Source organism: Tunturiibacter gelidiferens, assembly GCF_051013345.1.
Taxonomy (GTDB): Bacteria; Acidobacteriota; Terriglobia; order Terriglobales; family Acidobacteriaceae; genus Edaphobacter; species Edaphobacter gelidiferens_A.
The window spans coordinates 4599026-4610836 of sequence record NZ_CP132939.1 but is presented as its reverse complement, the minus strand read 5'-3'; the positions used below and the strand labels follow the sequence as shown (position 1 = coordinate 4610836).

General features: G+C 52.1%; 11 protein-coding genes. 10 read left to right on the top strand and 1 reads right to left on the bottom strand.

Annotated elements, in window-relative coordinates:
* The first annotated feature begins 680 nt into the window (after window positions 1-680).
* The 10 genes from RBB80_RS23045 to RBB80_RS23000 all read left to right on the top strand — a co-directional run bounded on the left by RBB80_RS23045 (window position 681) and on the right by RBB80_RS23000 (window position 10267).
* On the top strand, window positions 681-1004 hold the full coding sequence (locus tag RBB80_RS23045; protein WP_433964676.1) for a GNVR domain-containing protein: 324 nt from the start codon (window positions 681-683) through the stop codon (window positions 1002-1004).
* 233 nt (window positions 1005-1237) lie between these two features.
* On the top strand, window positions 1238-2095 hold the full coding sequence (locus RBB80_RS23040; protein ID WP_433964675.1) for a glycosyltransferase family 2 protein: 858 nt from the start codon (window positions 1238-1240) through the stop codon (window positions 2093-2095).
* 8 nt (window positions 2096-2103) lie between these two features.
* Window positions 2104-2697 (top strand): glycosyltransferase, encoded by a 594-nt coding sequence (locus tag RBB80_RS23035; protein WP_433964674.1) that lies wholly within the window; start codon window positions 2104-2106, stop codon window positions 2695-2697.
* Window positions 2694-3272 (top strand): glycosyltransferase, encoded by a 579-nt coding sequence (locus RBB80_RS23030; protein ID WP_433964673.1) that lies wholly within the window; start codon window positions 2694-2696, stop codon window positions 3270-3272. The genes RBB80_RS23035 and RBB80_RS23030 overlap by 4 nt, the downstream gene beginning before the upstream one ends.
* Window positions 3273-3618: 346 nt before the next feature.
* Complete coding sequence (locus RBB80_RS23025; protein ID WP_433964672.1) at window positions 3619-4302, top strand: response regulator transcription factor; 684 nt, start codon at window positions 3619-3621, stop codon at window positions 4300-4302.
* Window positions 4268-6151, top strand: a complete 1884-nt coding sequence (locus RBB80_RS23020; RefSeq protein ID WP_433964671.1) for an ATP-binding protein — start codon at window positions 4268-4270, stop codon at window positions 6149-6151. The genes RBB80_RS23025 and RBB80_RS23020 overlap by 35 nt, the downstream gene beginning before the upstream one ends.
* 3 nt (window positions 6152-6154) lie before the next feature.
* Window positions 6155-7735, top strand: coding sequence for a hypothetical protein (locus RBB80_RS23015; RefSeq protein WP_433964670.1), 1581 nt, complete (start codon window positions 6155-6157; stop codon window positions 7733-7735).
* A gap of 201 nt (window positions 7736-7936) precedes the next feature.
* Window positions 7937-8488 carry a hypothetical protein gene (locus RBB80_RS23010; RefSeq protein ID WP_433964669.1) on the top strand — a complete coding sequence of 184 codons (552 nt, stop codon included), beginning with the start codon at window positions 7937-7939 and terminating at the stop codon, window positions 8486-8488.
* Between the two features lie 655 nt (window positions 8489-9143).
* On the top strand, window positions 9144-9821 hold the full coding sequence (locus RBB80_RS23005) for an alpha-amylase family glycosyl hydrolase (protein ID WP_433964668.1): 678 nt from the start codon (window positions 9144-9146) through the stop codon (window positions 9819-9821).
* The gene (locus RBB80_RS23000; protein WP_433964667.1) at window positions 9818-10267 is read left to right on the top strand and encodes a hypothetical protein; all 450 of its coding nucleotides are present in this window, start codon (window positions 9818-9820) and stop codon (window positions 10265-10267) included. The genes RBB80_RS23005 and RBB80_RS23000 overlap by 4 nt, the downstream gene beginning before the upstream one ends.
* Window positions 10268-11520: 1253 nt before the next feature.
* Here the strand turns inward: RBB80_RS23000 and RBB80_RS22995 are convergent.
* Entirely contained in the window at window positions 11521-11742 is a 222-nt protein-coding gene (locus tag RBB80_RS22995) for a hypothetical protein (RefSeq protein WP_433964666.1), read from the bottom strand.
* Window positions 11743-11811 lie beyond the last annotated feature (69 nt).

Below are 11811 nucleotides of genomic sequence, written 5' to 3'. Positions count from 1 at the left end.
TCAGCCAGTAGCCTCTCAGGCCTGGCTGGAAGTCTTATTGGAGTGAAAAACAACAGCGCTCTATTTGTTGCGTTGTTACATAGCGGAACAGTATCCGGGCATCTTATCGATAAGTTTGATCTACAGCGGGTGTATCACAGACGTTATCGCGATAGTACTGCGAAGCGGTTAGCACACCTGACCAAGATTACCGAAGATTCGAAAAGCGGTGTGATCACAATCGTTGTGACGGATGGGGACCGTGAGCGTGCGCGAGATCTAGCTGCTGCTTACCTAGATGAACTGAATAGACTAGTTGCTCGTGTTAATACTTCATCCGCTCATCGCGAGCGCGAGTTTATTGAACAGCGCTTGAATACTGTTCAGACTGAACTAGAGCACGCGCAACTAGAACTTAGTGATTTCTCCAGTAAAAACACCACAATCGATCTGAAGGAACAGACCAGAGCCACGGTAGACGCTGGAGCAAAGCTCGAAGGACAGCTTATAGCTGGCGAATCTGAGCTCAGTTCACTGCGCCAGATTTATGGCGATCAAAACGTACGGGTACGCGCTGCCGAGGCAAGAGATGCAATCCTGCAACGCGAACTACAGCGTGCCAATGGGCAAAGCATTCCGGGAACGGAAGGAAATGATCTTGATCCAACTCATCCATATCCAGCTCTACGAGATCTCCCCGGTTGGGTGTTCAGTGGGCTAATCTATACAGGGCTGTTCGCATTCATGAAACTGTATTTGACCTACTTTCAGAAGAATATGAGACAGCTCGTATCGACGAAGCAAAATCGATTCCGACTGTCGGGATTGTTGATTTTCCGAGTCTTCCCGAGCGGAAGTCTAGCCCGCACCGCTTCCTCATAGTCTTGATCTCTACCGTTCTCTCAGTTGCCTTGACAGCAATATATCTTTTGTCGCAGCGATCCTGGCTCGAGATGGCGGAGTGTGATACACGCCGGGCATTGGTTGCTCGGATCAAAATGACGATGCATAACGGATGGAGTTGAGGACAGGGATGGAATGGTGTTGACGACACAGACGCATAATTGTGCTTTTCGAATGCGGTCTTTTGTGAGCGGTGCTAGACGCAAACCGTACCCTAGGCTGCGTTGTTGCAGGCTATCTGTTTGCTAATGATCGGGTTTTATTTGAGCATAGACAACAAAACCGACTTCAACTATGTGAGTTAAAACAATAATCCGGCCACCATGGGAACCGCATCTTTCATAGTGACGAATCCATGAAAAATTCTTTGTCAATCTCGGTTGTTACACCATCATTTAATCAAGTTAGCTTCATCCAGGAAGCTCTGGACAGTGTACGCCTCCAGGACTACCCGGTCTGCGAGCATCTGGTAATAGATGGAATGTCAACTGACGGCACAATCGAGTTATTGCGGAATCTCTCGTTTGACAAGAACTGTGCCAACGTTAGGTGGGTCTCCGAACAAGATAGTGGCCAGAGTGAAGCTCTAAATAAGGGGTTCCGGTGGGCACAGGGCGACATCATTGGTTGGCTCAACTCCGATGACCGTTATCGACTCGGATGCTTCGATCATGTGGTGAAGGTGTTTGAGGAGAATCCGGACGTTGACGTTCTGTATGGAGATTACCGCGTGGTAGATGAATCGGGGCGAGTTATTCAAATTCGTTCTGAAATCGAGTTCAGTAAATTCGTCCTCTTTTACCACCGAGTTTTATATATTCCGACCACAGCGACGTTTTTTCGACGGCGAGTATTTGATGACGGGAACTGGCTCGATGAGAATCTTCAATATGTCATGGATTTGGAGTTTTTTATACGCCTGACTGCAAATGGATATCGTTTTAGACACCTTCCAGAGATACTTGCGGATTTCAGGTTGCAGCCTGCCAGCAAGACATGTCGCAATCCAGATAAGCAGCAACGGGAGCACAAGCAGGTGATCTTTACGTCTGTCCCATTGCTGCAGAGCCTCAAACCCAAGTGTGTCAAAAGCTTCACGCTTTTGCTGTTTCGACCGATGGCTGCCGTAAGGCGATACGGGGAAAAAATGCTTCGCGGTTTTTATCTGAGGCAATTGTGGTCGACCTACTTTGATGCACACTCAGGAATTTAAGCAGAGCTATGAATATATTGATCACTGCCCTTTCATCATCTACTGGTCCATCAGGTATTTGTAGACACGCGTACAGTCTCGCTTGCTGTGCGGCTAGCCGTAAAGAGATCTCTCAGGTCACCTTGGTCGTTGGAAAGTGGCAAGAATCGTACTTTAGACACTCTTTTCGAATGGGAGACGGTAAACTCAGCATCGTGGTTGCCAACATACACAATGATGCTTTTGCACGAAACCTTTGGTATTTATGGGAGTTGCCAAAACTGGCAAACGCTGTGGCTGCGGATATCATTCATCTTTCTTTTCCAGTTCCCATCCGACGTGCCATTATAAATCGTCCCGTGGTAGTTTCGTTGCATGATCTTTACCCTTATGATGAACCAGACAATTTTGGCTTCCCGAAGGTCTACTTTAACAGAGCGTTTCTTCAACAATGTCTTAGAGAGGTTGATTTAATCACCTGCGTTTCTGAAACTACTTTGTCCCGATTAGATACGAGATTTCCCATGGTTGCTCGGAAAAAGGCAGTAGTTGTTTACAACTGTGTAAATATTAACTCCAGCCGACATCGCTATTACGTCATTACGGAACGACCTTTTTCTTGATGGTCGCCCAGCATCGCGCAAACAAGAATATTCCAATGGCACTCCGGGTGTTTGGTGACCTCTTGAAAAGAGGGAGAATTGACAGGCGAACGCTGTTGCTTTTGTTGGGTAATCATGGCCCTGAGACTGCCACGATCAAGGCCGTCATAGGACGAGAGGATCTGTCGGATAGCGTAAAATTGATAGACGGCGTAAGTGATGAGGAATTGATATGGCTCTACAAAAGTTGTGACATATTATTAGCTCCATCTTTAGCGGAGGGGTTTGGTTTACCGGTGGTCGAAGGACTCCTGTGCGGTAGCCGTGTCGTATGCTCCAATATTCCTACTTTCCGTGAAATAGGCGGTGAGGCCTGCCATTATTTCGACCTGTATTCCGAAGAAGGATCGTCTGCGTTGGCAACCGCAATCTGTGATGCATTGACGAAGCCTAAGAGAAAAGCAGAAGATCTTGATAGGTTCTCTTTAGAAGAGATTGCTCGAAAACTCATGACTGTTTATTTTGAACTCCAAGAAGGATCGATTGAGGAGACGAAGAGAAGTGAAACGGTGGCGCTCCATCCCGCTGGTTCTTGATTCAATCTTCAGTTTGAACTTTCATTAGTGGTTAGTCGCCATTAGATATATCGGTTTACAGCCTTCCTCTTCCCGGCGTTTGTTGTCCTGCGGCGGAGGTTCTGGGGATGGTGGTTATCGATATCATGTAGAACGCCTACAACAGACAACTTGTCCACTCGTCTTGTTGTTCAGGCTCCTGGCGTTCTATCCCAGCCCTAAATGTCTCCAAGTTGTCAAGGCTCTGTCATTTGATTATATAAATCAGACACTTAGGCGGATGACCGTCAAAGAAACGTTACTCTCTCTATAAAATATAAGCAGGAGTCGGACTGGGCCACCGAGATTCCTTTAGGAGCGACAAAACGTGAGCTTGATCCTGGTAATTGAAGACGATCCTAGAATTCAGAAGGCACTTCACCGGCAGTTCACCACCGAGGGTTACGACGTACATGTGACCGGCGACGGCGCGCAGGGTTTGGCAACCTGTAAAAGCCTAAAGCCTGCCGGTGTTGTACTGGACCTGATGCTGCCAAGCATGTCAGGGCTGGAGGTGTGCAAGGGGATCAAGAGCTGGTCAGCGAATACTCCAGTTGTGGTTCTCAGCGCGGTTTCTGAGGTCGCTGATAAGGTTTTGCTATTGGAGTTGGGCGCGGACGACTATGTCACAAAACCGTTCAGTCCGCGCGAACTGATGGCACGGGTCCAGGCTGCAATCCGAAGAACCCGCAAACCGGCAGCGAACACTCGCGTTAGCTTTGGAAACGTGACGGCGGATTTCTCTGGCATGGAAGTTTCTAAGGACGGTGCGACTGTGATTCTCACCGCACATGAGATTAAGCTTCTTCAGTATTTTGTCGAACACGCGGAACGGGTCATTACTCGGGAAGAGTTGCTCAACGATGTCTGGAACTACACGTCATACCCGACGACGCGCACGGTGGACAACCACATCATGAAGTTACGGCAGAAGTTGGAAGTGGATCCGGCAAAGCCTGTATACTTCCGCACTATCCATGGCATTGGCTACAAATTCGTCCGCGGAAGCTGATACCGCCACCGATCATGGGAGAGCTAAACTGATGGACCGGCTGCGGATGAGGACGACGCTGCTGATCCCTTTACTCGTTCTCTCGTTTGGTTGCACGCTACTGAGTCTTCTCGTGATCCGCACCATCGTTCAACAGCAGACCCGGACGGACCTCGCATCTGATCTCCAACACTCAGTCAAGACCTACCAGAACCTACAACGTCAGCAGCGTGAACTCTTGGCTCGAGAGTCTGCTCTTCTAGCCGACCTGCCGAGTCTGAAGTCTCTGATGACCACCTACGATCCCATAACCATCGAGGATGGCGGTATTGAGTTCTGGCAGGTGAGTGGATGCGACTTCTTCGCGCTACTGGATCAAAACGGAAAACTCATCGTTTCCTACAATCGCGGCGCCGCGCTCGACCATTCAGGGGTCGCACATGCGCTCGAGATGGAGCGCCACAAACCTGGAGAGCCGATCTTGCTTTCCCTGGACGACCGAATCTACGAAATCTCGACACAGCCACTTTACTTTGGGCTGAAGGAGCATGGAACTCTACTTGGATTTGTCGCTGTGGGATACCCCATTGATGAACATGTCGCCCGCGAGGTTAGCGAAGCAGCCGCGGCGCAGGTTGCCTTCTCTGTTGACGGTAGAGTTGTAGTCAGCACATTGAGTCCGGTGTTACAGCAGCAGCTCGTAGCGCGGGGTGGGGACCTGTTACAGGTGCCGACCCAGAATAAGAAAATTCAGCTTGGGAAGATGGACTATCTCGCAGCATCCGAGCGACTTACTACCTCTGCCAGACCGGAGAGCTTAACGGAGATACCTCAGCTTGTTGTCTTGAAGTCATTTGAAGAGGCAACGCAGTTGGTGAACAGAGTGAACCGCTGGGTCCTTGCGCTTGCTCTTGTGGCGTTAGTTGTCGGATCAGGAATGTTGGTTTCCATCTCGCGCACTCTCACGCGCCCTATAGAAACCCTTGTAGAAGGTACTCGGGCTCTCGCTCAAGGTAACTTTGACTATCAACTCAATGAGGACGGAGCAGCGGAAATAAGGGAGCTAAGCAGAGCCTTCGAACGTATGCGGATTCAGCTGCGTCGCACCCAGCATGACCTTCTCGACGCGGAGAGACTTGCGACCATCGGACGAATGGCGAGTTCCATTTCCCATGATCTAAGGCATTATCTTTCAGCGATGTATGCCAATGCCGAATTTATGAGCGGCGTAAATATAACTCAGTCGGAGCGTGAAGAGTTGATGCTTGAGGTGCAAGCGGCCGTTCAAGGGATGACCGATCTTCTTGATTCGCTGCTCCTCTTCACTCAAACCGGTAGAGCACTCCATCCCGAGTTTGAATCAATCGCATTTATGATCCAGCGAGCGGTGAGCATGGTCCGTTCCCATCCTGCGGGGCGAGATGTCAGAATAACTCTCTACGGTCTGTCTTCACTCGAAGCATGGATCGACGCCAAAAAACTGGGCCGTGCTGTTTACAATCTGCTCCTGAATGCCTGTCAAGCCGCAAAACGCGGTCAGGGCCCTCCTACCGTTACCCTGACTCTTATCGAAAGCGAACGGTCGATTCAGATCAGAATTGTTGATAGTGGTCCGGGTGTGCCGGCTCCTGTTCGTCAAAAGATATTCTTACCATTCGTAAGTGAGAGCAGGGAAAGCGGGACTGGGCTTGGCCTGACTCTTGCTCAACAAATTGCGCAGGAACACGGCGGCGGGATTGAACTCGAAGAAAACGCCGAAGGCGATACCGTATTCACGATCAATCTTCCAAGAGCGTCGTTACTCGCGCTCGGTGCCGCGGTCGAAAAGAAGACCTCACCCACCTACATCACCGTCCCTGAAAAAGGTTGAGGAATGAGAGAGACCGGTTTCTGCCTTCTCGCTTGTCTGATGCTAACCGGAGCGCGTGCCTCGTTGTACGCGCAATCAACCGTTCCTGCTCCGGATACAGTATCTTCGTCGCCTTCGTTTGCTGATGCGCGCTCCGTCAAGATGGAACAGAGGCTCGAGACGATATCGTCCTCTCTTGAGGCGGCCCATCAGCAACTTGAGCAGTCCCGGAAGGAGATCTTGCAACTACAACGAGAGCTTTTACTCATCAAGGAACAGTTGGCGGCCACACAGCCCGTCCATTCCGAACAATCCCGGGCTGGTAATGATAGTGTCGACACGGCAAAGGCGACAGCCTCCGCGATCGAAGATCTGCAGGAAAGGCAACAGACGCTGGAGGAACAAGTCAAACTCCATGAGCAGACGAAGATTGAAAGCGGTTCGAAGTACCCTGTTCGCGTCACTGGTCTAATCCTTTTCAACTCTTTCATCAACAAGGGTATCGTTGACAATATTGACCTTCCTGAAGTGGCTCTCAGCGCGAGTAACGATTCGGGCGATGGAAGTGCCGGCGCGGGTTTTCGTCAAACCATCCTCGGCCTAGAGGGATTCGGCCCCAGAATCGTCGGCGCAAAAACATCCGCTGACATCAATTTGGACTTCTTCGGTGGGCTTGCTTATGGCACTACTGCGACTTCGGCTGGTATCGTCCGCATGAGAACCGCTAGTATCAATCTGGATTGGGACCATGATTCAGTTCAGGCGGGAATGGTTGAGCCGTTGATCTCACCCCTATCGCCCACATCTTATGCAACAGTCGCCGAACCCAGTCTGTCCGGCGCAGGAAACTTGTGGACGTGGTCGCCACAACTTCGCTATGCACACCAAACTCCTCTTCAATCCGGAAGGCAGCTGCAGGTTGAATTTGGATTATGGGATCCGCAGACTGCGGGTTACAGTACAAATCTTGTCTCTCGCTCTCCCAGCCCCGGCGAATATTCCAAACAGCCAGCCTATGAATCGCGCATATCCTATGGAACCGCGAAGGACTTCTACGGCAATTCTGCCAGCCAGCATCCTCTTCAGATCGGGCTAGGTGGATATTACAGCAGGCAGAGTTATCCTTACGGAGCGAGTCTGGACACCTGGGCGGTCACGACAGACTGGCGCGTACCCTTCAACAATCACTTTGAAGTTAGCGGAGAAGGATATCGTGGTCGCGGGTTAGGCGGGTTGGGTGGCGGAGTTTATAAGGACATTCTCGTCGGCATCAGTCCTGTTACCGGCCAAAACTCTTACCGTGGCTTGAACGCGATCGGCGGCTGGACTCAATTCAAGACGCGTTTCAACCAATCGATCGAGGCGAACGTCAGTTTGGGTCTTGATGATGGCTTTGCAGGCGATTTTCACACTCTCCAATTTCCGACGACAGCGACTGCAGTGCAACTTCGTGCTCGCAACAAAATGGTCGTTGCCAACCTGATTTATCGACCAAAGACTTATATCATCCTCTCGCCGGAGTACAGAAGAATTTGGACATCGCCCATCTATGGCGCTGGCGCCACAGCAGACATCTTTACGCTTTCAGCGGGATATCAGTTCTAGGAGAATTAAATATTGCGGAAGCTGCCAAGGTCGATGACCGTCCAATGCTTGTTCCTTCTGATGGGAATTGCGGCGCCGCAGCTATGTGCCCAGGGTGTTGAGGTCTCCGCGAAGATCCGCCTGGGAGCGTCACCGCCTTCGAATGAGAGGAAAAGCCATAACTCCCCCAGCATTGAGAACGTAGTCTTATGGCTTTCATCCTTGAAGCCTGGAACAACGGTGCCTCCGTCACTGGCGCGTCAACCTCTGTATCGTCTGGTCCAAAAAGACAAAATGTTCGCTCCACATCTGCTCGTTGTCCCTACTGGATCCTCCGTACAATTTCCAAATGAAGACCCCTTCTTTCACAATGTATTTTCACTCTTTAACGGAAAACGTTTCGACCTTGGTCTCTATGAATCAGGTACAACCCGTTCTGTACGCTTCGATCGTGAAGGGGTCTCGTATATCTTCTGCAATATTCATCCGGAGATGGGAGCAGTTATCCTTGCACTAAGCACTCCGTACTATGGGATCTCGACGAAGGACGGCATTGTATCCATCCACAATGTTCCACCCGGCAGCTATCGTCTAAACGTATGGAGCGAAAACGGGGAGCTCGTGAGTCAAACCGCAGTTGAGCAAGTTATCCAGGTTTCATCCGAACCGGCGCGTCTCGGGAATATCACACTGCAAACTGCGGTCGATGCGCTGGCACGTCATGAAAACAAATTTGGTGAAGACTATAAACCAAGTCACGAGATCCACTATTAGTCTTGAAGCCCTCGTTGGCTGCGGTATAAAAGCGCACGGAGGAGTTGTCCTACGGAGCCTCACGATCGGACCCTTGGCAAGATGGCATTTTCTGGCCTTAACCTCCGGGGCGAGGTCACGCAAGCCAGTGCTACACTTTACGCAAACTCACGAGTTGAACAAATCGTTACCTGTTCGGTTTTGTTGGCTCAACTGAGGCGATTCCTGGTGCTCTTGCGAAGACTGTAACTTTGAGCGATCGTCTTGCTAACACCGCAGAGGTAAATCCGCCGGGCCCGTTCCGACAACTACAACAGAACGACAGGGCCTAGAAAAGTCTCAACCTGCAGAATGTGAAAAAGCCGCATAAGATGTCGATTCCATCGAAATACCTTTCTAGTTCTCCGCGCTCTCATCACTTTTCCTTCGTTGATGGACTAGGATTGCGGACAGCGTCCATAGAAACCGATCGAACGAACATGCAAAAGTAACCAAACCCACAACAAAAAGCAGAGCTGTATTTTTGGGGGAAGCAAAAGGTGACTCAATGTTCTGCCTTTAGAAAATCCGCTTGTGCAGACAACGCACAATGAGCGCACGGACGTCCTGAAAGCTCCCGGTGCCTATGCCAACGCTGCCCGTCGCGGTGCGAGCCCATGCCGTGGGCAACTCGTAAATGACGAGTTGGTTGTTCGGCGGGAGGGTGTCCGCGAGCGGATACGACCCCGAGTCTGGGATGGACCACCCGGCGTTAGTTCCTGCCCGTCAGCACATGTACACCCAACTCACCCGATGGATGACAGACTTTAATACCGACGGCGTTCGCATCGACAGCGTGGAGAATATAGCTAACTGGGACTTCATTCAGGGGTTCAAAGACCGTGCCCGCGCGCTTTTCGCGCAGCGGTGGGCGACGCAGGGACTGGGCGCGGGTGCAGACTCTCACTTCCTCGTGGTCGGCGAAGAGCTCTCCGTGCCTCTCGCCCTGCTGACACAGAATCGCCTCGATGGCCTCTGGAACGATCACTTTCGCGTACTGGTGCGGGCCGCGGTTCTTGGCGTGACCGCAGCGGAGGGCGAGCCGACCTTTGAGTGGACGGTCCGCAAGGCCATCGATTGCAGAAACCTCGGGTTTACCGACGGCACTCAGGCCGTTAATTACATCACCTCGCACGATGTCGAAGGCCCGGGCCGAGAACGCCTCTATACCTCGTTTACCAAATTTGCCGGCTTCGCGCCTGCTGATGCGATACGTCGCATCAAACTCGCCTTTGCCTGCCTGCTGACAGCGGTGGGTGTTCCAATGATTCTGGCGGGCGAAGAATTCGCCGACCGCACACTCGCTTTGACGTGAACGGCAATGTCTCACAGGATGGAGGCAAACAGGTAGCCCCGGTGCACTTCGAGTTGCTGGACAACGTCAAGGAACCAGTCCAACAGGCAGCCGTGCTGCTGCGGCAGGACCTTCTGGCTTACGTCTCTCGTCTGGTGCATTTGCGCACGAGTAGTCGGGCGCTCGGCGTCAATGACACTTCTTTTCTCCATGTAGACTTCAACGACGGCAAGCGCGTCTTGGCCTGGCAACGGGGCCCCGGCTCCGACGGCTCCCTCGTCGTTGTGCTTGCAAATTTCTCCGACTTCAGCACGGATACTTCCATCGGTTCCTCAGCAGAATACGTCGTGCCTAATTGGCCAAGCGGGCGATCGTGGCGCGAGATCACACAGCAGAGAAACGTTCCCGCTAATTTTGCCGGTCGCGAGCCGATCTTTGCCTGGGAAGCAGAGGTGTACGTTTCGTAGGCGCCGTGGAATCGAGTGAATGGCACCAAGTCAACCTCTATCAGCCAGAAAGAACTCTAGACAAAGCCAAAAAAGCAGCTGAATGATCTCGCAGCTTCTTAGTCAAAGAGGCATGGTGGTCGCCGACACACTTCTGTCCCCGGACTCAAATCGCCGTCTTGCGCATTCGAGTAAAGGATCGTCGCAGCAACCACGGGCCCCGTTGAAAGCAGGCCACAAGGCGGAATTCGACGGATATATGACGAATATTCAGGCCCTACGGCAGGCCCGAAATGCTGTTGCCCTGGAGAATATAAAGGACTCCGGCAGAGCCCGTTGTATAGAGTTGGCTGGCTGTCACAAATGCGAGGCGGTTCGAGCTCCAGCGAGCCATCGCGTCGGATAGCCGAGGACATCGGGTATCACAAATTGAGTTCAGCAGAGCGAGAGTGTTGAGATCCACAATATTAAGCGTGTAAGAGGTTGCATCCGACCGGAGTTGCTCGAGCCAGAAGAGGTGAGAAGGAAGGCTCGCTTGAGGGTTGAGTCTTTTACGCCGAGCACGCCAGAGGAGAATGTGCCGATAAGGGTCTGAGGCTGACAGCAGTAGTCGGACGGCCAAAGAGTGCGATGGCGTCTGAACCCCAGGCAAGTGTGGTGAGGTCACCGGCACCGGAGCCATACAAGAGAGTGCCGGGACGTGGGTTTCTACACCTTGTAACAGCGATCGACTGAGGATTGCCAGGCGCAACCTTGACGTCCGCGAACGTACAGGTGCCGTGAGTTCCCACGGTGTTCGCGGGGAGTCCTGCGCGAGTCGGTATGGTGAGATCAAGCGAGAAAGACGGCAGAGCATAGCGCTGGAGAATGGTCTGCCCATGAAAGCCGGAATAGAGGTATTGGCCGTCGTCAGAAAGTGAGATGGCGCTTGGGTCGACGGCGATAGGATAGCCTGGGTGAGTGTAGGCTTAGTAGGGTCGACGACCGCAATGGTGTTGGGAAAAACGGGATCGCTGGCGGGAGAAGCGACATAAAGCAAATTGTGTTTACTGTCCCATGCGAGATCATGGCCCGAGATGTCCAGGGTGTTGATCTTCGTACCTAACCCAGGTCCGGAAGAACAGTGAAACCGAGTGCCCCGGAGCTGCCGGTGCGGGCGCCATTTGTGGCTGCGATACCACTCGCTACAGGGTTGGTGAGCGAGGAAGCAGGTATGGTGGCAACGATCTGTGTGTTGGAGACTGAATCGATCGGAAGAGTTTGGTTGTTCCATGTCACTTTGAAGATTGCGTGAAGTCGCGGCCAGTGGGCGTCACCTTCACGTCAGCACTGACGGCAGTAACTGCGGTGGGAGTGACAGAGATCAGCGTTGGCGAAGGGCCGAAGTAACCGCCGACGGCTGAGGAGACGCCTGTGGGCGCGACGAACGAGCCGTCGATCAGGCAGATCTGCGACGAACCGTTGATGGCGAGACCGTTGGTACCCCACCGGACCATTGTCGAGCCTCCGTGAGACCATCCACCAACATCGAGTTGATGTAATTGAACTGATCCACGGTTTGCTGC